This is a genomic window from Sphingomonas sp. GW821-FHT12D09 (assembly GCF_058807215.1).
On sequence record NZ_JBXAQL010000003.1, the window covers coordinates 484,466 to 506,359 of the forward strand.

Below are 21,894 nucleotides of genomic sequence, written 5' to 3' on the forward strand. Positions count from 1 at the left end.
CGTCCAGCCTTAGTGGCGGAAGTGGCGCATGCCGGTGAAGACCATCGCCAGGCCGGCCGCATCGGCGGCGGCGATCACTTCCTCGTCGCGAATCGAGCCGCCGGGCTGGATCACCGCGGTGGCGCCCGCCTCGACTGCCGCCAGCAGCCCGTCGGCGAAGGGGAAGAAAGCATCCGACGCTACGGCGGAGCCCAGCGTGCGCGGTTCGACCCAGCCGGCCTTGTCGGCGGCGTCCTTGGCCTTCCACGCGGCGATGCGCGCGCTCTCCAGCCGGTTCATCTGGCCCGCACCGACACCCGCCGTGCTGCCGTCCTTGGCATAGACGATCGCGTTCGACTTGACGTGCTTGGCCACCGTCCAGGCGAACAGGCAGTCGGCCAGTTCGCGCTCGGTCGGCTGGCGCCTGGTGACGACCTTGAGCTCGGCCGGGCCGATGATGCCATTGTCGCGGCTCTGGACCAGCCAGCCGCCGGCGATCGACTTGGCCATCAGGCCGGGGCGCCCGGGATTGGGCAGTCCATCGGTAAGCAGCAGGCGCAGGTTCTTCTTGGCCGCGAACAGCGCGAGCGCTTCCTCGTCGGCGCCCGGCGCGACCACGACTTCGGTGAAGATCGAAGTGATCTGCTCGGCCGTCGCGCGGTCGAGCGGGCGATTGACCGCGATGATGCCGCCAAATGCCGACACCGTGTCACACGCGAAAGCCGCGGCATAGGCCTCGACCAGCGTCGCGCCGCTCGCCACGCCGCAGGGATTGGCGTGCTTGACGATCACCGCGGTCGGCGGGCCGTCGCGGAATTCGCTGACCAGCTCGAGCGCCGCGTCGGCGTCGTTATAGTTATTGTAGCTCAGCTCCTTGCCCTGCACCTGGCGGGCCTGGCCGACGCCCTGTGCGGTGGGGCCGGTGGCGGCATAGAAGGCGGCCGACTGGTGCGGGTTCTCGCCGTAACGCAGCGCCTGGCCGCGCTTGAGCGAGAGGTTGAGCGTCTCGGGGAAGGCCTCGCCTTGATCGGCAAAGGCGAACCAGCTCGAGATCATCGAATCATAGGCAGCGGTGGCGGCATAGGCCTTGGCGGCGAACTTGCGGCGCTGATCGAGCGTCGTCGTGCCGTCCTGGACCAGCGCATAGTCGGCCGGATCGGTGAGGATCACGACGCTTTCATGGTTCTTCGCGGCCGAGCGGACCATCGAAGGGCCGCCGATATCGATATTCTCGATGATCGTCTCGCGGTCCGCACCGCGTGCCACCGTCTCGGCGAAGGGATAGAGATTGACCACGACCAGATCGATCGGCGCGATCGCATGCTCGGCCATCGAGGCCTGGTGTTCCTCATTGCCGCGCACGCTGAGCAGGCCGCCATGGACCTTGGGGTGCAGCGTCTTGACCCGGCCGTCCATCATCTCGGGGAAGCCGGTGAGATCGGAAATGTCGCGGACCTCCAGCCCGGCACTGCGCAGCGCCGTGGCGGTGCCGCCGGTCGAGACGAGCTCGACGCCCTGCGCGGCTAGCGCGGTTGCGAGTTCGACGATCCCGGTCTTGTCGGAGACGGAGAGAAGCGCACGACGGATTTTCACCTGGTCCATGCCCCCGCCCCTCTACGGATCGAAGCCCCGGGGGCAACCCCTTATTTGGCGCGACTCACTTCGCCCGGTGGAACAGCCAGCTCACATTTGCCCCGCCGGCGAGCGATTCGCCGGTGATGACGAGCTGGCGCGTCGCGACCGGCTTGCCGGTGCCGTCGATCCAGATCGAATCCTCGAACGCCAGCGACCCACCCTTGCAGCGGAACTGCCAGAGATGGCCGCTGGGCAGGCGCAGGATCGCGGCCTGGCCGTCGGCGGTGGGCGAGATCTCGACCTGGGGCGCCAAATGGAAGCGGACCGCGAACGGCGTGTTGGCCTTGCGCTTCTTCTTGTCGGCGGGGAGCAGCATGTCCTCGCCGCGTACGTCGCGCCCGTCGCCACCGAGCGCGATCAGGCGGCGGTGGATGAAGCCGAGGCGGCGGACATACCCGTCATGGCTGGCCTCGATCCGGCTGCCATTCTCGCTCTCGGTGCGCGCCAGCTCGACTTCGACCACACCGCGGCCGAGCGAGCCGTCCGGATGGATCGCGGTCGAGTTGCTGTCGGCGAGCACCAGGGTGGAATGCGCCGCGGTGGTGCGCAGGCCTTCGGTGAGCGCGTTCGGCAACGACGCGCTGGCCATGTTCGAGCCGCCGCAATTGACGACGATCCGGTGCGGCCCGTCCGAAAGCTCGAACGCAAGCGTCGAGGCGCAGCCGCCGGCCGCAAGCCGGGCAAGCGGCGGCGGGGCCGCGTCGACGATCAGCACCGTGCTGCCGGCGTTCAGCCGCTGATAGCCCCATTCGCGCGCCTGCTTGAGCGGACGGGTGCGTACGCCAGTCGCCTCCACCGTCTGCTCGATCAGCGCGCCGGCCACAGGCGCGCTGCCCTGCCAGCTGCTCAGCCCCTTGTCGCCATGGCAGACGCCGAGCAGCGCGGTGACCATGCGCGCCTGCGCCGACGAGACGAATTCGGGTGTCTCCAGGCGACGCGCGGCATAGGCGTTGGCCAGGATCGTCAGCAGCTGGACCGCGTCGAGCTGGCCCCAGGGCGAGCGGCCGACGGTGCCGCCATCCTCGAACATCGACTGCTCGAGTGCGCGGCGCAGGCCGGTCTCTCCAAACGAACGACGCGGATCGCCGCCCGGGATCATCAGCCCCGCAGCGAGCACCCCGCACCAGCCGGCGATGCGCGGGGTGCCGAGCGGCACCCGGTCCGCCGCGCGATCGAGGTGGCGCGCGCCCTTCGCCAGCGCGTGGAGCACCGAGGAGCGATAGACCAGGTCGTTGGCCGAGAGGATCAGCGGCGCATGCGCGGTCCAGGCGAGGATGCGGCGGCCGACCAGATCGGCCCGCCAGGCGGGATCGGAGACCTTGTCGCCATGCACCGACAGCCAACGCAGCATCAGCGCCTCGGCGATCGGGGCGGCGGTGACGCGGGGCGCGACGCTCGACAAGTCGCGCAGCCAGCCAAAGCCGTGGAGATACTCGCCCATCGCCGCCGACCAGTCGGGCCGGGCGAAATCGAGGCCGGCGATCGAGCGCTGCTCGCCGCGGAACAGCACATAGCCTTCGAGCAGCGCATTGCCGCGCTCGACATCGCCGAAGAACGGATCCTCGCCGACCGCGATCAGCTTGAGCGGGTGGCGGCCCCTCAGCCGCATATTGTGGAGCGGGCTGCGCCAGGCGAGGCGCTGGAAACGTTCGGATACGCGCTCGGCCAGGCTGAGGCCGCGCTCGCCGCCTGTCCGGATAAGCCGCTTGCCCTGCTCGACTCCGTCGGCTCCGGAGTCGTCCGGGCCATCGCTCACCCGCCCCGCAAGGCGGCGAGGTTCGCCGCATATTGGCTGGGCCCGCCGGTGAAGGTCGCGGTGCCGGCGACCAGCGCATCGGCGCCCGCCTGGATCGCCAGCGGCGCGGTGACGCGGTCGATGCCGCCATCCACTTCCAGGTCGATCGCGCGGCCGCTGGCGTCGATCCGCTTGCGCAGCTCGGCGATCTTGGCAAGCTGGCTCTCGATGAACTTCTGTCCGCCGAAACCGGGGTTCACGCTCATCACCAGGAGCAGGTCGATCATGTCCATGACATAGTCGATGCTCTCGACCGGGGTGGCGGGGTTTAGCACCACGCCGGCGCGCTTGCCGAGACCCTTGATGGTCTGGAGCGTGCGGTGGAGATGCGGGCCCGATTCCGGATGCACCGAGATGCAGTCGGCACCGGCATCGGCAAAGGCCTGGAGCATCGGATCGACCGGCGCGATCATCAGATGCACGTCGAACGGCTTGGCGGTGTGCGGGCGCAGCGCCTTGATCACGCCCGGGCCGATCGTGATGTTCGGAACGAAATGCCCGTCCATCACATCGACATGGATCCAGTCGGCGCCGGCCGAGTCGATCGCACGGATTTCCTCGCCCAGCTTGGCGAAATCGGCGGAGAGGATGGAAGGTGCGATGCGGACGGCCATGATGAATCCTTAGGCACCCCGCGATTCGCACGCAACCGGGCTTCTAGGGGTTGCGAGTCAGCCTGGCGATGAAGAACCCGTCCAACCCGCCGACATCGGCCAGCGTTCCCGGGAGCAGGCGAAGGCTTCCGTCCGCGCGCGGCATGACGCCATGGGGGAGCTCCTCGGCCCTGACAGGAACTAGCGCATAGTCGGAGCGCGCCTTGAGGAAGGCCGCGAGCTGCGCCTCGCCTTCCTCGGGCTCGAGCGAGCAGGTGGAGAAGACCAGCGTGCCGCCAGGCTTCACCCAGTCCGCGGCGCGGGCGAACAGCTTGCCCTGCAGCTCGGCCATTTCCCGGATCAGGCTCGGGCGGACGCGGTGGAGCACGTCGGGATGGCGGCGGAAGATGCCGGTGGCGCTGCACGGCGCATCGAGCAGCACCGCGTCGGCGGGCGCCTTGGGCTTCCAGCTGAGCAGGTCGGCGGCGATCACGTCCGCCGAAAGCCCGGTGCGCTCCAGATTCTCGTGAAGTCGCGCCAGACGACTTTCCGAGATGTCGACCGCCGTCACCTGCCAGCCGGCGGCGGCGAGCTGGAGGGTCTTGCCTCCGGGGGCGGCGCACAGGTCGAGCGCGATGCCATTGCCCTTTCCGATCAGGCGGGCGGGGAGCGAGGCGGCGAGGTCCTGCACCCACCAATCGCCCTCGGCATAGCCGTCGAGCATCGCGACCTGCCCCTTCTCGTCCAGCCGCAAATGACCGGGCATCAGGCTCTTGCCGGGCAGGTCAGGCAGTTTGGCGGGATCGCGCAGGGTAAGGTCGAGCGGCGGCGGCACGGCGATGGCGCGCTCGGCATCCTCGATCATCTGGTCGCCCCAGGCGGCGTGCCAGCGCAGCGCCACGGCATCGGGAAGCGTCGGCGGCTCGGGCAGGGTCACGCCCTGGCGGACCAGCGTGCCGAACACGCCGTGGACCAGCTTGCGCGGGCCGCCATCGACCAGCGGCAGCACCGTCGAGATCGCGGCATGGCCGGGCGTGCCGAGCGCCAGCGCCTGGACGAGCGCGATGCGCAGGGCGAAGCGCGCCTTGGCGTCGTCGGGCAGCTGCTGCTTCGTCGCCGAATCGATCAGCGCGTCGAGATCGGGCAGCCGGCGCAGCACTTCGGCGGCGATGGCATGGGCGAGGCCGCGATCATTGGGCGCCAGGCCCTGTGCCGCGCTGTCCAATGCCTGCTCCAGCGCCAGCCCACGGCGGAGCACCGCATCCAGCAGCTTCAGCGCCGCGCGGCGCGTGGGAACGCCGGGACCATCGGGTTCCTGACGGTGAGAAGGGCGACGCGGTGGCTTCACTTGACCTCTTGGATTGGAAGGACGATCTGCCGCCTATGGCCCAGCGTCCCGCAAATGTGAAACCGCCAGCGTATCTGACGCCCAGCCCGCCGGTGCCCAAGCCCGAGGCGGCGAAGGAAAAACCCGATGCGCTCGACCCGACTCGCTATGGCGATTGGGAGCGCAAGGGCGTGGCGGTCGACTTCTAAGCGGCGAGCATTTCCGCCAGCTTATTGACGGTGTTCCAGTTGCGGCCGGTAGCGACGGCCGGGAATTTGGCCTTCCTCATCGTCTGCAACAGCTTCGAATCGCGCATGCCCTGTTGGCTGATATAGTCGGTGTAGAGCTCGCGCCCGTTCGCGACGAGCAGCTCTTCGCCCTGATGCACGTCCGCATGGCGCTCGAGCAAGTCGGCCGGGAAGGGATCGCGGTGGAAGGTGACGAGCATGTGGCTCGGATGATCGAGCACCGCCTCGGGGAAGGGGTTGGCGGCGATCACGGCGCGCATTTCGGCGAGGTCACGGACAACGACGTCGGTCTTCAGCCCCCAGGCGAGCAATGCTTCCTCGAGCTTGGTCTCGATCTCCGGGCCGGACAGGGCGCTGTCGAACACGACATTGCCCGAGGCCAGCAGCGTCTCGACGCGGGTGAAGCCCAGGCTCTGGGTGACGGCCTGAAGGTCCTTGGAGAGCAATTTCCGCCCGCCCAGATTGACTCCGCGGAGCAGGGCCGCCCAGCGCTTCACAGCGCCTCTTCCTTGAGCGGGCGGGTAAGCAAGGCCTCGATCACCTGGCCCACCGGCGCGCCTTCGAGCAGGGCGTTGACGGCTTCCGTCACCGGCATGTCGACCCCGGCATCCTTGGCGGCTTCGCGCAGGACGGGCGCGGTGAAGGCGCCCTCGGCGACGGTCTTGCGGTCGGCCATCAGCTCGGCGGCGCTGCGGCCTTGGCCAAGGCCTAAGCCCAACGAAAAGTTGCGCGAATTGGTCGAGGAACAGGTAAGCACCAGGTCGCCCAACCCGGAAAGCCCGGTAAGCGTCTCGGCCTGGGCGCCGCGGGCGAGGCCGAAGCGGGTCATCTCGGCAAAGCCCCGGGCGATGAGGGCGGCACGGGCGTTGAGGCCGAGGCCGGCGCCCTCCACCACGCCGCAGGCGATGGCGAGGACGTTCTTGACCGCGCCGCCGATCTCCGCGCCGACCACGTCCGAGGAACCATAGGTGCGGAAGGCGGGCCCGGCGAGGCGCTCCGACAGGGCGGTGCGAAGGGCCTCGTCCTCACAGGCCAGGGTTACGGCGGTGGGTTTGCCGGCGGCGACCTCATGGGCGAAGGTGGGGCCGGAGAGGACCGCCAGGGGAGCGCCGGGGGCGACCTGATGGGCGACTTCCCCCACCAGCAGCTTGGTGCCGGCCTCGATGCCCTTGGCGCAGAGGATCAGCGGGATATCCCCCGCGGCAAGCTCGGTCAGGACCGCGCGGACGTGCTGGGCCGGGGCGACCACCAGCAGAGCGTCCATATCCCTAAGCTCGCGAAGTTCGCGCGTGGCCACTATGGAGGGGCTGAGCGGCACACCAGAGAGGAACAGATCATTCTGGTGGCGGATGTTCACGCTCTCGACGACTTCGGGCTCGCGCGCCCAGAGCAGCACGTCCCGGCCGCCGCGCGCCGCGACCTGGGCCAGGGCCGTTCCCCAGGCGCCGCCGCCTATGACACCTATCCTCATGCCTTCACTCCTGCCCCGCGCACCTTCTCCGCATCCGGATCGAGCGGCCAGCGCGGCCGCGCCGCCACGTCGAGCGGATCGCTGAAACCGCTGAGGAAGCGCTCGGCTCCCGCCCAGCCGATCATCGCCGCATTATCGGTGCACAGCCACAACGGCGGCGCGACGAAGCGCATGTTACTTTCCGAGGCCAGACGTTCCAGAGCGCCGCGCACGGCCGTGTTCGCCGCGACTCCGCCCGCGACGACCAGGGCCGTTGCCTCGACTCGCTCGATCGCCCGGCGGGTGCGGTCGATCAGGCAATCGACCACCGCCTGCTGGAAGGACGCGGCGATATCCTCGGCGCTGTAGAGTCCGACCTTGCGCGCAACGTCGCTCTTGAGGCCGGCAAAGGAGAAATGCGGCTCGGCGGATCCCAGCAAAGGACGCGGCAGCGGCACAGCCTTGGGATTGCCGCGCATGGCTGCTTCCTCGACGGCCGGACCGCCCGGAAAGCCGAGGCCGAGCATCTTGGCGGTCTTGTCGAAGGCTTCGCCCGCAGCATCGTCGATCGTGGTGGCCAGGCGCTGGTAGCGGCCCACCCCCTCGACCAGCAGCAACTGGCAATGGCCGCCCGAGACGAGCAGCAGCAGATAGGGGAAGGCGAGGTCGGGATCGGTGAGCCGCGGCGAGAGCGCATGCCCCTCGAGGTGATTGACTGCGATCAGCGGCTTGGAGCCAGCCAGCGCGAGCGCCTTGCCGGCGACCAACCCCACCATGACGCCACCGATCAGGCCGGGACCGGCGGTGGCGGCGACCGCATCGACATCGGCGAGGCTGAGCCCAGCCTCTTCGAACACGCCCTGGATCAGCGGGCCGATCGCCTCGACATGCGCGCGCGCCGCGATCTCGGGCACGACGCCGCCATAGGGGCGATGCGCCGCTTCCTGGCGGGCGAGCTTGTGCGCCAGCACCTGCCGGTCGGTGGTGACCAGCGCGGCAGCGGTTTCGTCGCAACTCGATTCGAGGCCGAGGATCAGGGCCATAGCAGTCTGTTCGTACTCCGTTGTTTGCGCATCTAGTGATTCACGCGCGGGTTGTCGAAGTTCGCTGGGATTTTTGGTTCGCGCAGAGGCATCCAAGCGATCCCTTCTCCCCTCCCTGCTAGGGAGGGGAATTTGCATGCCGGTACGCCGTGCCAATGTCCGCGTCCGCTTCGACAAGGACGGAACGAGCCGATAAGGAACCCGCATGACCGTTTTCAAACTTGGGACGCGGGGTTCGCCGCTGGCGCTGATGCAGGCGAACATGGTGCGCGATGCGCTGGCCGCGGCACATAGACTGCCGGTGACCGACTTCGAGATCGTCGTGATCAAGACCACCGGCGACAAGGTGCAGGACCGCGCGCTGGCCGAGATCGGCGGCAAGGCGCTGTGGACCAAGGAGCTCGACCGCGCGCTACTGGGCGGCGACATCGATGCCGCGGTCCATTCGATGAAGGATGTCGAGACCTTCCGCTCCGACATGATCGCGATCGCCGCGATGCTGCCGCGCGCCGATGTACGCGATCGGCTGGTCGGTGCCGAGTCGATCGCGGCGATCCGGCAAGGCGGCGTGCTCGGCACCAGCTCGCCGCGCCGCGCCGCGCAGATCAAGCGGCTGCGGCCCGATCTCTCGGCCATACTCTTCCGCGGCAATGTCGATACGCGGCTCGCCAAGCTGGCGGCGGGCGAGGCCGATGCGACTCTGCTCGCCGCGGCGGGGCTGGAGCGGCTTGGACGTCATGACGTCGGCACCGCGATCCCCACCAATGTGCTGCTGCCCGCCCCGGCGCAGGGCGCGGTGGGCGTGGAGATCCGCGCCGACGACAGCCATGCCCGCACGCTGGTGCGCGCGATCGACCATGGAGAGACGCATGCCTGTGTCGGGGCCGAACGCGCGCTGCTCGCCGCACTCAGGGCCGATTGCCATTCGCCAGTCGCCGCACTGGCGCGGATCGAAGGGGCGATCCTGACGATCGAAGCCGAACTGCTCTCCGAAGATGGTGCCGAGCATGTCCATGGCATGATCGAAGGCGCGCCGCTCGACCACGACCTGCCCGCGGCACTGGCCCGCGACCTGCTCGACCGCGCGCCCGACGCGGTGCGCCGATTGTTCGCGGGATGAGCCGGCCGATCGCGGTGCTGCGCCCCGAGCCGGGCAACCGCGTGACTGCGGCGGCGATCGAGTCGGCGGGGCGTACGGCGATCCGCCTGCCCTTGTTCACCGCCCGGCCGGTGGCCTGGACGGTTCCCGATCCGGCCGGCTTCGACGCGCTGCTGCTGACCAGTGCCAATGCCGTGCGGCATGGCGGGCCGCAGCTCGACGCGCTGCTTGCCCTGCCCGTCCATGCGGTGGGCCATGTGACCGCGGAAGCCGCGCGGCGCATCGGCTTTGCGATCGCGCATATCGGCACGGGCGGCGCGGACGCGCTGGTGGCGGAGGCGGAAGCCGCGGGGGTCCGCCGGGCGCTGTTGCTCGGCGGACGCGAGCGGATGCTCCAGGCCGGCGGCGTGGTGGCCCAGGCGGTCACCGTCTATGCCAGCGAGGCGCTGGAGATCGAGCCGGAACAGGTCGTGCGGCTGCGCGGCGCGGTGGTGCTGGTCCAGTCCGCCCGGGCCGGCGCACGCCTCGCCGAGTTGCTCGCGCCCCACGCTCGCGCGATCACCAGCATCGCCGCGATCAGCCTGCGCGCCGCCGAGGCGGTGGGGGCCGGCTGGCGGCGGATCGAGATCGCCCGCGACACCCGCCCGGACACGCTGATCGAGCTTGCCCTGCAGCTCGCCGATTGACCGCACGGGGCCACGCGGCGAATAAGGGCCCCATGAGCGACGACACCCTCGCGCCGCCGCCGCCGCGCAACCCCTGGTGGCGCAGCGCCAGCCTGATCGGAACGATCGCCTTTGTCGGCGGGATCGGCGTGACTGTCGGTGCCGTCGGCCTGGCGGGCGGACTCTCGCCACGCGAAGCCGCGCCGGCGCCCCTGCCCGCGCCCAGCGCCAATGCGCAGCCGGCGGTTCCGGCGCTGCCCCCCGGCACCGACCTGGCCACGCTGGCCGCACGCGAAACCACGCTGGCAGGCAAGCTCGACCAGATCGAGCTGCGTCTTCGTGATTCGGACAGCAGCGCGCGCAATGCGGCTTCCTATGCGACGCGCGCGGAGCGGATGATGGTCGCCTTTGCGACGCGGCGCGCGATCGAGCGCGGCCAGCCGCTGGGTGCACTCGAAGGCCAGCTGCGGGCACGCTTCGGCGAGCGCAACAGCGACGCGGTCGCCGCGATCCTGCGTGCCGCCGCCCAGCCGGTGACGCTGGAGGATCTGCGCCTGGCGCTCGATACGCTGGGCCCGCGCCTGGCGAACGACCCGAACGACAGTCTGTGGAACCGGGTGCGCCGGATGCTCGGCAACCTTGTGGTGCTGCGCCAGGCGGACACGCCGAGCCCGCTGCCCGCCGAACGCCTGCGCCGGGCGCGGCGCGCGCTCGACCGCGGCGATGTCGAGGCGGCACTTGCCGAAGTCGCGCATCTGCCCGGCGTCTCGGTGGCCGAGAGCTGGACGGGCGCCGCGCGGCGCTATGTCGCGGCACGCACCGCGCTGACCGAGATCGAGCGCGCGGCAATGGACTTGCCGCCGCCGGCCCCTGCCGCACAGGCGGGATAGCCGCACCGCATACCCCATGAAGACCTCCCGACACGCATCGGGACCCCGAGCCGTTAGGACGGCCGAGTAGCGAAAAGAAGGACGAGGAAATGGCAGAGATGGGCCGGTTCGATTGGGCGGACCCCTTCGGGCTCGATGCGCAGCTGACCGACGAGGAGCGGATGGTGCGCGATGCCGCGCGCGATTATGCGCAGGGCGAGCTGCTGCCGCGGGTGACCAGCGCCTATCTCGAGGAGCGGTTCGACCGCGAGATCATGTCCGAGATGGGCGCGCTGGGGCTGCTCGGCGCGACGATCCCCGAGACCTATGGCGGCGCGGGCCTGGGCTATGTCGCCTATGGGCTCGTGGCGCGCGAGGTCGAGCGGGTCGATTCGGGCTATCGCTCGGCGATGTCGGTGCAGTCGAGCCTCGTGATGCATCCGATCCATGCCTACGGCACCGAGGCGCAGAAGCGGAAATACCTGCCCAAGCTCGCCACCGGCGAATGGGTCGGTTGCTTCGGGCTGACCGAGCCGGATGCCGGCTCCGACCCCGGCGGCATGCGCACCCGCGCGGTGAAGATCGACGGCGGCTACAAGCTGACCGGCTCGAAGATGTGGATCACAAACTCGCCGATCGCCGATGTCTTCGTCGTCTGGGCGAAGAGCGAGGCGCACGGCGGCGGGATCAAGGGCTTCGTCCTCGAAAAGGGCATGAAGGGGCTTTCGGCACCGAAGATCGAGGGCAAGCTTTCGCTGCGTGCCTCGATCACCGGCGAGATCGTGATGGACGGCGTGGAAGTGAGCGAGGACGCGCTGCTCCCCGAAGTGCAGGGACTGAAGGGCCCGTTCGGCTGCCTCAACCGCGCGCGCTACGGCATTGCCTGGGGCAGCATGGGCGCGGCCGAGGCCTGCATGCACGCCGCACGGCAATATACGCTCGACCGGGCGCAGTTCGGCAAGCCGCTGGCGGCGACCCAGTTGGTGCAGCTGAAGCTGGCAAACATGGAGACCGAGATCGCACTCGGGCTGCAGGCGGCCTTGCGCTGCGGGCGGATGTTCGACGAGGGCACGCTGGCGCCCGAAGCGATCAGCATCATCAAGCGCAACAATTGCGGCAAGGCGCTCGATATCGCGCGGATCGCGCGCGACATGCATGGCGGCAATGGCATCTCGGCCGAGTTCCATGTGCTGCGCCACGCGATCAACCTCGAGACGGTCAACACCTATGAAGGCACGCACGACGTGCATGGGCTGATCCTGGGCCGGGCGATCACCGGCATCGCGGCGTTCTGATGACCCCCGAGCGGCAGCCGATCCTCGAAGGCGAGCGGGTGCTGCTGCGCCCGAGCACCGCGGACGATTGGGATGCGCTGTTCGCGGTCGCTTCCGATCCTTTGCTCTGGGAAGTCCATCCAGCGCATGACCGCTGGCAGGAGCCGGTGTTCCGCGCCTATTTCGATGCCGGCATCGCCAGCGGGGGAGCGCTGACCATAGTCGACAAGGCCATGGACAAGGTGATCGGATCGTCGCGCTTCGACAATTGGGACGAGGCGGCCGACGAGATCGAGATCGGCTGGACCTACCTCTCGCGCGACTATTGGGGCGGTAGCTATAATCGCGAGATCAAGCGGCTGATGCTGCATCATATCCACCGCTATGTGCGCACGGCGGTGTTCACCGTGGGCGTCGACAATGTGCGTTCCCGGAAAGCCATGGAGAAGATCGGCGGGACGGTGCGGCCGGGCATTGTCGACCGGCTGATGGCGGGCAGGATGAAACCGCACGTGATCTATGAGATCCACCGGGTATGAAGCCGCTCGAGGGGATCAAGGTCGTCGAGCTGGCGCGGATCCTGGCGGGTCCCTGGTGCGGGCAGCTGCTCGCCGACCTGGGCGCCGAGGTGGTCAAGATCGAGCGGCCCGGCGAAGGCGACGATACGCGGCAATGGGGTCCGCCCTTCCTGCACGATGCCGCGGGCGAGAATCGCGACGCGGCCTATTTCCATGCCTGCAACCGGGGGAAGACCAGCCTGGCGATCGATATCACCACGGCGGAGGGCCAGGCGGCGGTGCGGGCGCTGGTGGCGGACGCGGACGTGGTGATCGAGAATTACAAGGTCGGCGGACTGGTGAAGTACGGGCTCGATGCGGCCTCGCTGCGGGCGCTCAACCCCAGGCTGGTCGTCTGCTCGATCACCGGCTTCGGCCAGACCGGCCCCTATGCGCCGCGCGCCGGGTACGACTTCATCATCCAGGGGATGGGCGGCTTCATGTCGCTGACCGGCGAGCCCGACGGGGCGCCGCAAAAGGCCGGCATCGCCTATGCCGACATCTTCACCGGCGTCTATTCGGCCGTGGCGATCCTCGCAGCGCTGCGACGTCGTGACGTCTCGGGCGAAGGCGCGCATATCGACATGGCGCTGCTCGATACCCAGGTCGGGGTGCTCGCCAACCAGGCGCTCAACTGGATGGCGTCGGGCAAGGTGCCGCACCGGATGGGCAATGGGCACGCCAATCTGGTGCCCTACCAGGCGTTCCAGGCGAAGGACGGCGAGCTGATCATCGCGGTCGGCAATGATTCGCAGTTCCGCAAGCTCTGCGGCGTGCTGGGGCTCGATTATGGCGCGGACCCGCGTTTCGCGACCAATCCGGCGCGGGTGGAGAATCGCGGCATGCTGGTGCCGCTGCTCGAGGCGGCGATCCGGCAATGGGCCAAGGCCGATCTTTACGAGGCGTTGGAGGCGGAGGGCGTGCCGGCGGGTGCGATCAACACGGTCGACGAAGTGTTCGCCGATCCGCAGGTGGTGGCGCGCGGCATGCGGATCGAGCGCGAAGGCGTGCCGGGCATCGCCACGCCGATCATGATCGATGGCGAGCGCATGGCCGCCGACCGGGCGAGCCCCAAACGCCCATAGAAAAGGGGCGGCTCCTTGCGGAACCGCCCCTCCTCCTCTCCCGTGGAGATCAGAAGTTGACCTTGGCGCCGACCGTGAAGCGGCGGCCATAGATGCCGTCGCCGGCCTGGACCGGGTTGTAGAGGTACGCGCCATAGGTGACCGGATCGACGCCGGGCAGGCGATCGAACAGGTTGAGCACATTCGCATAGATCGTGAACTTGTCCGCGATCTTGGCGGTCGCGTTCAGGTCGAAGGTGAAATAGCTCTTCAGGCGGCAGCCGGTATAGGCGGGCTGCGGCGCCAGGCCGCAATCCTGATAGGCATTGCCCTGGTCCATGGCCGAAAGGTCATAGCCCGAGGTGTAGTTGGCCGTACCGGTGACCGTGTAGTTGCCGATCGCGAAGCTGTTCATCCAGCTGCCGTGCCAGCGGAACGTGCCCGAACCCGCGGTCAGGTTGTAGTTGCCGATCGTGTCGACATAGGTCTCGCGCGTGCCGTCGGCCAGTGTGGTGCTGAGCTCGAGCTGAAGCGTCGCGTCGAGGTTGCTCGTCCAGGTCACGTCCCCGAACTGGAAGCGGGCATTGGCCCCGAAGTCGATGCCTTCCGACTTGATCTTGTTGGCATTGACATAGTGCGACTGCACGAAGGCCACGCGCGCCGGTGCCCCCGGGTGCGCCGGATCGGCTGCATCCGTGATGATCGTGTAGCCGGCCGGGACCGCTTCACCTGCATAATAGGCCCGCAGCGCGTCGCCCGAGGAGAGCGAAGTGATCGCGTTGGTCTTCTTGATGTTGAAGTAATCGACCGAGAACGAGACGTTGCGCATCGGCGTGAAGACGGCGCCCAGCGTGATGCTGCGCGACTTTTCCGGCTTCAGATCGGGCGAGGCCAGCGTGGTCTGGCCATAGCTGGCACCGCGCAGATATTGCGGGCAGCTGCTGAACGTCTGCACCGTGCAGCCATATTGGGCCAGATAGGTGTCGTTGAACAGCTTGGCCGAGTTGTTGACATAGCCCGTCGTCGGCAGCGCGTTCGCCTCGCCGAAGCTCGGAATACGGAAGCCGCGCGACCAGGTGCCGCGCACCGTCAGCATGTCGATCGGGGTGAACTTCGCACCGACCTTCGGCGAGAAGGTGCTCTGGCCGGTCGAATAATGGTCATAGCGGCCCGAAGCGTTGAGCTCGAGCTGGTTGAACACCGGCAGGCTGATTTCGCCGAACGCCGACGAGACCGTGCGATGCCCCTCGGTACCGAACGCGTTGATCGTGAAATAGCGCTGGGTCGGACCGTTGATATCGCTGTTCGCCGAAGGCGAATCGACCGCCTCGTAGAACACCGAGCCGCCGACGCCGATCTGTGCCGGGCCGCCGGGCAGCTGGAACAGCGACTTACTGACGCTCGCCTGGATCTGGTAGAGATCGGACGAAGCGTCGGTGTTGAGCGTCGGCGCCAAATAGTCCTGGACCGCCTTGCTGTTCGCCGAGGGGTTCACGAAATTGTACGAGCCGTCGGCGATCACATCGAGCAGGTGCTGGATGTAGACATAGCCTTCCGAAGTGCGACGCAGATCGGTGTGCATCGCCGTCGCGTCGACCTTGTAGTTCCAGTCGTCGCCGAAGCTGCCCTTCACGCCCGCCGCGGCACGGTACACGCGGCTGCGCGACTCGTCATAGCGGGTGAAGTTGGGCATGCGGCCGATGAGCGTCGCCGTCTCGCCCGAAGCCGCGAACGGGTTGTTCGGGTTGAGCGTGCCGTTGGCCGCGGTGCAGTTCACGCGCGCGGCGCAGACATAGACCGGCAGCGTCAGCGCGCCCGAGCCGGCCGCGAAGCTCGCACCGCCATCGACCGTCGAATAGGGCGCATAGTTGATGCCTGCCGGAGCATTGCCATAGATCGTCGACGGGCCACCCGAATATTGCACGCGCGACTGCTGGAAGTTCAGCTCGAGATAGGCCTCCGCCGAATCGCCGAGCGTCTTTGCGACGTGCGCCGAGAAGCCGAAGCGATCGATCTGCGGCGCGACCACGCCGTAGCGGTTGGTCATGTCCTGGTTGCAGAGCTGGGTCGGCAGCAGCGCATTGCCGGCCTGCTGGGCGGCGGTGGTCTGGGTGAGCGTGCCGTTGATGCAGCCACCGCTCAGCAGCTGGTAGCGGCCGCCCGATCCCGGCGCGACATAGAGGTTCGAGCCCGCGGCAGTGGTGGGATCGAACGTGTTGCCGTTGATCGTGTTGTCCGGGCCGCCGATGCCGGTCTGGTTGTCCGAGTTGAACGGCGAACGCAGGTCGCGGTTATAGACCGCGTCTGCGTGATAGTAGAAACCGCTGACATAGGCGTTGAAGCCGTCGCGATCGAGATCGCCGGTGCCGGCAGTGACCGAGAAGCGCTGGGTGGCGGCAACGCCGTCCTGCGAGACGCCAGCTTCGGCGCGGGCCGAAACGCCCTGGAAGCTGCGCTTGGTGATGACGTTGACCACGCCGGCGATCGCATCGGCGCCGTAGCTCGACGAAGCGCCGTCCTTCAGCACTTCGACGCGGTCGATGATGTCGTCCGGAATCGTGTTCAGGTCGACGAAGTTGCGCGTCGCGTCGTCGGCCAGCGGATAATAGGCGGCGCGCATGCCGTCGAACAGCACCAGCGTCGAGTTGCTCGACAGGCCGCGCAGCGAGATCGCCGAGGCACCGCCGGCGAACGCGCCATTGGCCGTGAAGCTGTTGGTGAGCGCCGGGCCGTTATTGGCAGAGAGGCGCTGCAGGCCGTCCTGGACGGTGCTGATGCCGCGGGCATCGAGCGAATCCGCGGTGACGGTGGTGACCGGCGAGGCCGTGATCTTGGTGCGGAACAGCGAGCCGGTGACGACGATTTCGGGGGCTTCGTCGGTCTGCGGCGCGGCCGGAGCGGCCTGGCTGTCGGTGGCGGTGGGAGCGGTGTCCTGCGCGAAGGCGGGGACGGCGACCAGGCTGGCCAGGGTGAGTGCCGAAAGGGCAGTCCCGGCACGGAGCGTGCGGGCGAGATTACGCGTGAACATGGTACCCTACTTTCATACTGCTCCCCGGGCGAACATTGCCGGGGGACGAACACGCGCACGCCTGACGACGCGCGCGGGGGACCGATGCGAGCGGGAGATTCACACGTAAAGCAGAGGGTTTCATGACAGCATGGTTTCGCTTCAGCCTGTATCCGCAAAGGCACGGATCTTGGCTGAAACGTTTCCGCCGCGTTGCAATGTAACAGCTTTGTTTCGGCCCGGCGGCTGGCTGTCGCCGTCCGGGCCCGACTCGCCGGACGTTATGCCTTGAACAGGGCCGCGGCTTGCTCGGTGGCGGCGCGCGTATCCGCCACCAGCCGTTTCACTTCGCCCGCGACCACCGCGAAGCCGCGCCCGGCATCGCCGGCGCGCGCCGCCTCGATCTCGGCATTGAGCGCGAGCAGGTTGATGCGCGACGCAATCTCCTGGATCGAGCCTACGATCGCAGCGAGCTGGGCCCTGGCCTCGGCCTCGTGGGTGCGCGCTGGCGTGATGTCGGTGGCGATCTTGATCACCTTCTCGACTCGGCCGGCCGGATCGACGACCGGCGTGTAGGTCGCCTCCATCCAGATCTCGCGCCCGCCGCGTGCGCGCCGGCGGAACTCGCCCGACTGGAACTCGCCGCGTGCCAGTGCCTGCCAGAAGGCGGCATAATCGGGGCTGGCGACGTACGCCGCTTCGCACAGGATGCGGTGCGGAAGACCGATCAACTCGTCGGCGGCATAGCCGGTGGCCGCGAGGAAATTGGCGTTGGCGTGGAGGATCGTTCCGCGGGCATCGAACTCGGCAACGAGAAGCGAACGGTCGATGGCATCGAGCTTGCCCTGCTGGGCGGTCAGGTCTGGCATATACATGGAAGCGCCAGCGCTAAGCCAAGGATTCCCCTACGTCATGCGCCTGGACGCGCATCCTACTCAAAATGGCGAGTTCAGCCCAGGCGGCGGATCAGCTCCTGCGCCCCGGCGGGCGCGCGCACCTTGCCGCCATGGATGAAGAAGACGAAAGTCTCGCGCGGGGTGACCGGCGGATCCTTGTCCTCGACATAGGGGAGCCCTTCGGGCCGGCCGCCAGACGCCCAGGTCCTTGCCGCCTCGGTCCAGCGCGGCAGCGCGTCTTCGGGATAGCAGAAGGGATTGTCGTCCTCGCCGGCTTCCAAGCGGGCGTAGACGAAGTCGCCGGTGATGTCGGCGATCGCGGGATATTGCGGCGAATCGGCATAGACGATCGCGACGCCGGCCTTGCGGCACAGGTCGATGAACTCGGGGACGGCGAAGCTTTCATGGCGGACCTGGACCGCGTGGCGCAGCTTCACGCCTTCATGCGTGTGCGGGAGCAGATCGAGGAAGGCGCCGAAATCCGCGGCGTCGAACTTCTTGGTGGCCATGAACTGCCACATCAGCGGCCCGAGCCGGTCGCCCAGCTCGATCACGCCCTGGCCGACGAAGCGCGCGACCGATTCGCCGGCTTCGGCGAGCACCTTGCGATTGGTGCAGAAGCGCGAGCCCTTCACCGCGAAGACGAAGCCATCGGGCACGGTCTTCGCCCAGCCCTCGAACGTCGCGGGCTTGAAGGTGGAATAATAGGTGCCGTTGACTTCGATCGCGGTCAGCTGGCGGGAGGCATATTCCAGCTCCTTCTTCTGGGAGAGCTTCTCCGGATAGAAGGTGCCGCCCCGCCAGGGCTCGAAGGTCCAGCCGCCAATGCCGACTCGTATGGGTGCCGTGTTCATGCGCGGACCCTAGCCGCTCTGCGCGGCGCCGCCAGCCCGAAGGCAGCTCTCAAAGGCGGATCAGCGGACCCGCGACCAAGTCTGCGCCTTGCAAATGATGCCGAACAGCACGCAGCCCTTGCCGACCATCTTGTTGCCGTCCTGGAATTCGATCGTGCCCGAGAAGGTCTGGCGGATGTCGGGAACGAACACCTTGCCAGTCCACTTGCCCGGGCCCGAAGGCTTGAGATCGCGGAACAGGCGGGTCCCGATCAGGTTGTCGGTGCCGCCGCGCTTCGCATCGGCGATAGCCTTGTCGCTCGCCCAGGTGATCGTGCCGCATACCGCACCGCCGCACTGGTCGATGCGAACATGGACGCTGTTGCTGGGATTGCGCCATTCGCTGGCGATCGGCGCCACGTCGGGCGGAGAACCGGCCGATGCGGGGACTGCGACAGAGAAAAGCACGAACGCGGGCAGAATCGCCCGAATGAATTTACCGAACATGATGGGGCTTCTTGCGGTTGGAACCTGTATGCCGCCTGAAATGGAAAGCCGGCCGTTTCAGGACAAGATCATGTTCGGGAAACGCAGCGTTCGCGAATCCGTCGATTCAATTCACTATGGGATTCGAGACCAGGTCTGCGACTTGCAGCCGACGCCGAGCAACAGGCAGCCGCGGCCGATCATCTTGTCGCCCTCGATCGTCACGGTGCCCGAGAAGGTCTTGCGGATATCCGGCACATATACCTTGCCCCGCCAGCGATTCGGCCCGTCCTTGTAGAAATTGCGGAAGATCTGGGTGCCGATCAGGTTTTCGGCGCCGCCGCGCTTCGCATCGGCCAGCGCCTTGTCGCTCGCCCAGATCACCGTGCCGCAGATCGCACCCTTGCCGCAGGGCTCATAGCGGATGTGCACGCTGCCCCGCGGATTGGCCCAAACGCCCTCGATTCCGTCCGGAAGCGGGGCAGCAGAGAGGAGGAGAGCGGCGCCCAGCGCCAGGACGAGCCGTGCGATCATTATGCGCCTTCTGTCATCCGACCCGGCGTCTGCGCAAGCCATCCAAAAGGGTAGTCGCAGCCGAACGCCGTCCGGCTTCGGGAAGGATTTCGGAGTTTCTCGGATAACCGCCTGAAAACGGTTGAGAAACGCTGGAGCGGGCGAAGGGATTCGAACCCTCGACCCCGACCTTGGCAAGGTCGTGCTCTACCCCTGAGCTACGCCCGCTCGGCGTTCTAGACCGGGGCGGCAAGCGCACCGGGCTGGGTGAGGCGCGGCCACTAGCACCGGGTTTGGGGGTGGGCAACCCCATGCGCACAACTTTTTTAGAGGCTTGGCGCATCGCGCGTGAAAGCCCACATAACGCGCTGACCCTAATCGTGCATTTCAGGAGCGCTATCTTGGCTACGCTTGGACTCACCCCCGCGGAGAAGGAAGCCGTCGACGCGTTCCGCCGCGATGTCGTCGAGCCCTCGATGACCGCCCTGGTCATCATCGATTTCTGGGCCGAATGGTGCGGCCCCTGCAAGGCGCTGACACCGGTGCTGGAAAAGGTCGCCGCCGACTATGCCGGCAAGGGCGTCGCGCTCGCCAAGGTCGATGTCGACGCGAATCAGTTCATCGCCAACCAGTTCCAGGTCCGCTCGATCCCCACGGTCTATGCGATGTTCCAGGGCCAGCTGGTCGCCGACCTCAGCTCGGCGCGGACCGAATCGCAGCTGCGCACGATGCTCGACCAGATCCTGCGCCAGCTGCCGGTGGAGAGCAGCGATGCCCAGGCCGAGGCCGAGCTGGAGCCGCTGATCGCAATGGGCGAACAGGCACTCGCCGAGAATGACGCGGAACGCGCGCTCTCGATCTTCGAGCAGATCGCCGAACTCGCGCCGGAGCATGCCCAGGTGATCGCCGGCCGTGCCCGGGCGCTGCTGGCGCTGGGCCGCACCGACGAGGCCGAAGCCGTGCTCGCCACCCTGCCGGAAGATGCCAAGGGCGCCGAGATCGACCAGGCCCGCGCGGCGATCGCGCTGGCGAAGGAAGCCCAGCCAGTCGAAGACCTGTCCGGCCTGGCCGCCCAGGCGGCGACCGGCGACATGGAAGCGCGCTACGAGCTGGCCGGCGGCCAGATGGCGACGGGCGACCGCGATGCCGCCGCCGAGACCCTGCTCGCGATGGTGCAGGACGACCGCGAGTGGAACGAAGGCGCCGCCCGCCAGCGGCTGCTCAAGCTGTTCGAGGCGGTGGGGCTGGAAGACCCCTGGGTCTCCGCCCAGCGCCGCAAGCTCTCCGCGATCCTGTTCGGATGAAGCCTTCGGGGAAGATCACGCGCCTTTCGGTGTTCCCGCTGGGTGGCGCGTTGCTCTTGCCCCGGATGCATCTGCCGCTGCACATCTTCGAGCCGCGCTACCGGGCGATGGTCTCCGACGCGCTCGCCCGGGACCGGCGGATCGGGATGATCCAGCCGCGCGACGCGAGCAATCCGCCCGGGCTGTTCGAGATCGGCTGTGTCGGCCGCATCGCCGAAGTCGAGGCGCTCGACGACGGGCGCTTCGACATCGTGCTGGAAGGCCTGGCGCGCTTCACGATCGTGCGCGAGCTCGACGTCACGACGCCGTTCCGCCAGGTCGAGGCCGAGCTGGAAGTGCTCGGCGAGAGCGAGATCCTCGCGTTGGCCGAGCGCGCCGCGCTGGAGATCGAATCGCGACGCTTCGCGGAAGGTCTTGGCTATGCGGTCGACTGGGAAGCGGTCTCGCGGCTCGACGACGAATCTCTGGTCAACGGCATCGCCCAGATCGCACCGTTCGACCCGGCTTCGAAGCAGGCATTGCTCGAGGCCGATTCGCTGAGCGAGCGCTCGGAGCTGATCGTCCAGCTGATGCAATTCTATGGGCGGCACGACGGCGACGAGGTCGGGACGCTGCAATAGCCGTTACCGCCGATACACGCCGGTGAAGCTCACATTGACGCCGCCGCAGCGCAGATTGTCGCGGGCGACCAGATAGGGTCCGAGCAGCCGCATCGCGACGCGGCAGCCTGGATCTTCGGAATCGGCGAGTTCAAGCCGGCCGCCGCCCGGCGCGGGCAGGTCCGCGCTGAAGCCACCATAGTTGACGCCGCCGCGCTTCACCCGTTCGGGATCGTGCGAACCCCAGGTCGCATTGCCGCTGAAGTGGAGCGTGCCCGTCCGCGCGCCGGGGGTGATGTCGATGGCCGATTCCCAGACGCTCCAGCTGCCGAGCCAGTCGGCTGTGCGCGGCGGTGCCACGGCCACATGGCGTAGCGCGGCGCTCTCGATCCAGCCTTCGGCCGGCCGGTTGGCGCCCGGGGCCAGATACGTAACCCGGGTGAGCGGGCCCCTGGCTTCCCAGGCGATCAGCCTGTCGCCGGCGACGACATAGCCGCGCCGGCGACAGGCAGCGGTGAGGGTCGGGCAGCCACTCCGCTCGTCACCGTCATGGAAATAGCGTTTCGGGCCGGGGACGATCTCGACCAGGTCAGCGGCGATCGGCCCAGGCGCATCGGTTTGGAGTAACAAGGCCAGCAACACGAGCATCGGCGGCTCC

The 21,894-nt window shown here is 68.0% G+C and carries 22 protein-coding genes and 1 tRNA gene; 9 read left to right on the top strand and 14 right to left on the bottom strand.

Features of this window, described 5'->3' with window-relative positions; all coding sequences use genetic code 11:
• Positions 1–9: 9 nt before the first annotated feature.
• The 4 genes from purH to AC1RPL_RS16000 are packed head-to-tail and all read right to left on the bottom strand — an operon-like array spanning position 10 to position 5,350.
• Positions 10–1,581, bottom strand: a complete 1,572-nt coding sequence (gene purH, locus AC1RPL_RS15985; protein ID WP_493070540.1) for a bifunctional phosphoribosylaminoimidazolecarboxamide formyltransferase/IMP cyclohydrolase — start codon at positions 1,579–1,581, stop codon at positions 10–12.
• 55 nt (positions 1,582–1,636) lie between these two features.
• Positions 1,637–3,370, bottom strand: coding sequence for a heparinase II/III family protein (locus tag AC1RPL_RS15990; RefSeq protein WP_493070542.1), 1,734 nt, complete (start codon positions 3,368–3,370; stop codon positions 1,637–1,639).
• Positions 3,367–4,023 (bottom strand): ribulose-phosphate 3-epimerase, encoded by a 657-nt coding sequence (gene rpe, locus AC1RPL_RS15995; RefSeq protein ID WP_493070544.1) that lies wholly within the window; start codon positions 4,021–4,023, stop codon positions 3,367–3,369. The genes AC1RPL_RS15990 and rpe overlap by 4 nt, the downstream gene beginning before the upstream one ends.
• Positions 4,024–4,066: 43 nt before the next feature.
• Positions 4,067–5,350: an RsmB/NOP family class I SAM-dependent RNA methyltransferase gene (locus tag AC1RPL_RS16000; protein WP_493070546.1), complete on the bottom strand. Its 1,284-nt coding sequence runs from the start codon at positions 5,348–5,350 to the stop codon at positions 4,067–4,069.
• 35 nt (positions 5,351–5,385) lie between these two features.
• On the opposite strand from AC1RPL_RS16000, the gene AC1RPL_RS16005 reads away from it, so the two are divergent.
• Positions 5,386–5,538, top strand: coding sequence for a DUF1674 domain-containing protein (locus AC1RPL_RS16005; RefSeq protein ID WP_493070548.1), 153 nt, complete (start codon positions 5,386–5,388; stop codon positions 5,536–5,538).
• Here the strand turns inward: AC1RPL_RS16005 and AC1RPL_RS16010 are convergent.
• From AC1RPL_RS16010 to tsaD, 3 genes are read right to left on the bottom strand one after another with little or no spacing between them, the layout of a single operon-like run.
• Entirely contained in the window at positions 5,535–6,074 is a 540-nt protein-coding gene (locus AC1RPL_RS16010) for a DUF1697 domain-containing protein (RefSeq protein WP_493070550.1), read from the bottom strand. The two genes, AC1RPL_RS16005 and AC1RPL_RS16010, sit on opposite strands and share 4 nt — an antisense overlap.
• The gene (locus AC1RPL_RS16015) at positions 6,071–7,048 is read right to left on the bottom strand and encodes an NAD(P)H-dependent glycerol-3-phosphate dehydrogenase (RefSeq protein ID WP_493070551.1); all 978 of its coding nucleotides are present in this window, start codon (positions 7,046–7,048) and stop codon (positions 6,071–6,073) included. Before AC1RPL_RS16015 ends, AC1RPL_RS16010 begins: the two co-directional genes overlap by 4 nt.
• Positions 7,045–8,070: a tRNA (adenosine(37)-N6)-threonylcarbamoyltransferase complex transferase subunit TsaD gene (gene tsaD / locus AC1RPL_RS16020; RefSeq protein ID WP_493070553.1), complete on the bottom strand. Its 1,026-nt coding sequence runs from the start codon at positions 8,068–8,070 to the stop codon at positions 7,045–7,047. Before tsaD ends, AC1RPL_RS16015 begins: the two co-directional genes overlap by 4 nt.
• Positions 8,071–8,275: 205 nt before the next feature.
• Between tsaD and hemC the strand changes: the two genes are divergently transcribed.
• The 6 genes from hemC to AC1RPL_RS16050 all read left to right on the top strand — a co-directional run bounded on the left by hemC (position 8,276) and on the right by AC1RPL_RS16050 (position 13,619).
• The gene (gene hemC, locus AC1RPL_RS16025) at positions 8,276–9,190 is read left to right on the top strand and encodes a hydroxymethylbilane synthase (RefSeq protein ID WP_493070554.1); all 915 of its coding nucleotides are present in this window, start codon (positions 8,276–8,278) and stop codon (positions 9,188–9,190) included.
• Positions 9,187–9,855 (top strand): uroporphyrinogen-III synthase, encoded by a 669-nt coding sequence (locus AC1RPL_RS16030; protein ID WP_493070556.1) that lies wholly within the window; start codon positions 9,187–9,189, stop codon positions 9,853–9,855. Before hemC ends, AC1RPL_RS16030 begins: the two co-directional genes overlap by 4 nt.
• A 32-nt stretch (positions 9,856–9,887) precedes the next feature.
• The gene (locus AC1RPL_RS16035; protein WP_493070557.1) at positions 9,888–10,724 is read left to right on the top strand and encodes a hypothetical protein; all 837 of its coding nucleotides are present in this window, start codon (positions 9,888–9,890) and stop codon (positions 10,722–10,724) included.
• An 89-nt stretch (positions 10,725–10,813) separates the two neighbouring features.
• Entirely contained in the window at positions 10,814–11,998 is a 1,185-nt protein-coding gene (locus tag AC1RPL_RS16040; RefSeq protein WP_493070559.1) for an acyl-CoA dehydrogenase, read from the top strand.
• Positions 11,998–12,516 (top strand): GNAT family N-acetyltransferase, encoded by a 519-nt coding sequence (locus AC1RPL_RS16045; RefSeq protein ID WP_493070561.1) that lies wholly within the window; start codon positions 11,998–12,000, stop codon positions 12,514–12,516. The genes AC1RPL_RS16040 and AC1RPL_RS16045 overlap by 1 nt, the downstream gene beginning before the upstream one ends.
• Positions 12,513–13,619: a CaiB/BaiF CoA transferase family protein gene (locus AC1RPL_RS16050; RefSeq protein ID WP_493070563.1), complete on the top strand. Its 1,107-nt coding sequence runs from the start codon at positions 12,513–12,515 to the stop codon at positions 13,617–13,619. Before AC1RPL_RS16045 ends, AC1RPL_RS16050 begins: the two co-directional genes overlap by 4 nt.
• A 49-nt stretch (positions 13,620–13,668) precedes the next feature.
• Here the strand turns inward: AC1RPL_RS16050 and AC1RPL_RS16055 are convergent, their stop codons facing one another.
• From AC1RPL_RS16055 to AC1RPL_RS16080, 6 genes are all read right to left on the bottom strand, one after another.
• Positions 13,669–16,626, bottom strand: a complete 2,958-nt coding sequence (locus AC1RPL_RS16055) for a TonB-dependent receptor domain-containing protein (protein WP_493070565.1) — start codon at positions 16,624–16,626, stop codon at positions 13,669–13,671.
• A 260-nt stretch (positions 16,627–16,886) separates the two neighbouring features.
• Positions 16,887–17,480: a methyl-accepting chemotaxis protein gene (locus AC1RPL_RS16060; protein WP_493070567.1), complete on the bottom strand. Its 594-nt coding sequence runs from the start codon at positions 17,478–17,480 to the stop codon at positions 16,887–16,889.
• A 74-nt stretch (positions 17,481–17,554) separates the two neighbouring features.
• Positions 17,555–18,355, bottom strand: coding sequence for a DUF72 domain-containing protein (locus tag AC1RPL_RS16065; RefSeq protein WP_493070569.1), 801 nt, complete (start codon positions 18,353–18,355; stop codon positions 17,555–17,557).
• Between the two features lie 60 nt (positions 18,356–18,415).
• The gene (locus AC1RPL_RS16070; RefSeq protein ID WP_493070571.1) at positions 18,416–18,754 is read right to left on the bottom strand and encodes a DUF2147 domain-containing protein; all 339 of its coding nucleotides are present in this window, start codon (positions 18,752–18,754) and stop codon (positions 18,416–18,418) included.
• Between the two features lie 201 nt (positions 18,755–18,955).
• Positions 18,956–19,354, bottom strand: a complete 399-nt coding sequence (locus AC1RPL_RS16075; protein WP_493070573.1) for a DUF2147 domain-containing protein — start codon at positions 19,352–19,354, stop codon at positions 18,956–18,958.
• 132 nt (positions 19,355–19,486) lie between these two features.
• A tRNA-Gly gene (locus AC1RPL_RS16080) sits at positions 19,487–19,561 on the bottom strand.
• Between the two features lie 173 nt (positions 19,562–19,734).
• Here AC1RPL_RS16080 and AC1RPL_RS16085 point away from each other — a divergent pair.
• Together AC1RPL_RS16085 and AC1RPL_RS16090 are read left to right on the top strand one after the other, a co-directional pair.
• Entirely contained in the window at positions 19,735–20,637 is a 903-nt protein-coding gene (locus tag AC1RPL_RS16085; protein WP_493070575.1) for a tetratricopeptide repeat protein, read from the top strand.
• Positions 20,634–21,257: an LON peptidase substrate-binding domain-containing protein gene (locus tag AC1RPL_RS16090; protein WP_493070576.1), complete on the top strand. Its 624-nt coding sequence runs from the start codon at positions 20,634–20,636 to the stop codon at positions 21,255–21,257. Before AC1RPL_RS16085 ends, AC1RPL_RS16090 begins: the two co-directional genes overlap by 4 nt.
• Before the next feature lie 3 nt (positions 21,258–21,260).
• Here the strand turns inward: AC1RPL_RS16090 and AC1RPL_RS16095 are convergent, their stop codons facing one another.
• Positions 21,261–21,884, bottom strand: coding sequence for a hypothetical protein (locus AC1RPL_RS16095; RefSeq protein WP_493070578.1), 624 nt, complete (start codon positions 21,882–21,884; stop codon positions 21,261–21,263).
• Between the last annotated feature and the right edge of the window lie 10 nt (positions 21,885–21,894).

Coding starts and splice junctions, on each gene's coding strand:
- AC1RPL_RS16065 (WP_493070569.1), bottom strand. CDS start 18,355: ATGAACACGGCACCCATACGAGTCGGCATTGGCGGCTGGACCTTCGAG.
- AC1RPL_RS16075 (WP_493070573.1), bottom strand. CDS start 19,354: ATGATCGCACGGCTCGTCCTGGCGCTGGGCGCCGCTCTCCTCCTCTCT.
- rpe (WP_493070544.1), bottom strand. CDS start 4,023: ATGGCCGTCCGCATCGCACCTTCCATCCTCTCCGCCGATTTCGCCAAG.
- AC1RPL_RS16050 (WP_493070563.1), top strand. CDS start 12,513: ATGAAGCCGCTCGAGGGGATCAAGGTCGTCGAGCTGGCGCGGATCCTG.
- AC1RPL_RS16055 (WP_493070565.1), bottom strand. CDS start 16,626: ATGTTCACGCGTAATCTCGCCCGCACGCTCCGTGCCGGGACTGCCCTT.
- purH (WP_493070540.1), bottom strand. CDS start 1,581: ATGGACCAGGTGAAAATCCGTCGTGCGCTTCTCTCCGTCTCCGACAAG.
- AC1RPL_RS16040 (WP_493070559.1), top strand. CDS start 10,814: ATGGCAGAGATGGGCCGGTTCGATTGGGCGGACCCCTTCGGGCTCGAT.
- AC1RPL_RS16035 (WP_493070557.1), top strand. CDS start 9,888: ATGAGCGACGACACCCTCGCGCCGCCGCCGCCGCGCAACCCCTGGTGG.
- AC1RPL_RS16095 (WP_493070578.1), bottom strand. CDS start 21,884: ATGCTCGTGTTGCTGGCCTTGTTACTCCAAACCGATGCGCCTGGGCCG.
- AC1RPL_RS16060 (WP_493070567.1), bottom strand. CDS start 17,480: ATGTATATGCCAGACCTGACCGCCCAGCAGGGCAAGCTCGATGCCATC.
- AC1RPL_RS16030 (WP_493070556.1), top strand. CDS start 9,187: ATGAGCCGGCCGATCGCGGTGCTGCGCCCCGAGCCGGGCAACCGCGTG.
- AC1RPL_RS16005 (WP_493070548.1), top strand. CDS start 5,386: ATGGCCCAGCGTCCCGCAAATGTGAAACCGCCAGCGTATCTGACGCCC.
- tsaD (WP_493070553.1), bottom strand. CDS start 8,070: ATGGCCCTGATCCTCGGCCTCGAATCGAGTTGCGACGAAACCGCTGCC.
- AC1RPL_RS16090 (WP_493070576.1), top strand. CDS start 20,634: ATGAAGCCTTCGGGGAAGATCACGCGCCTTTCGGTGTTCCCGCTGGGT.
- AC1RPL_RS16015 (WP_493070551.1), bottom strand. CDS start 7,048: ATGAGGATAGGTGTCATAGGCGGCGGCGCCTGGGGAACGGCCCTGGCC.
- AC1RPL_RS16045 (WP_493070561.1), top strand. CDS start 11,998: ATGACCCCCGAGCGGCAGCCGATCCTCGAAGGCGAGCGGGTGCTGCTG.
- hemC (WP_493070554.1), top strand. CDS start 8,276: ATGACCGTTTTCAAACTTGGGACGCGGGGTTCGCCGCTGGCGCTGATG.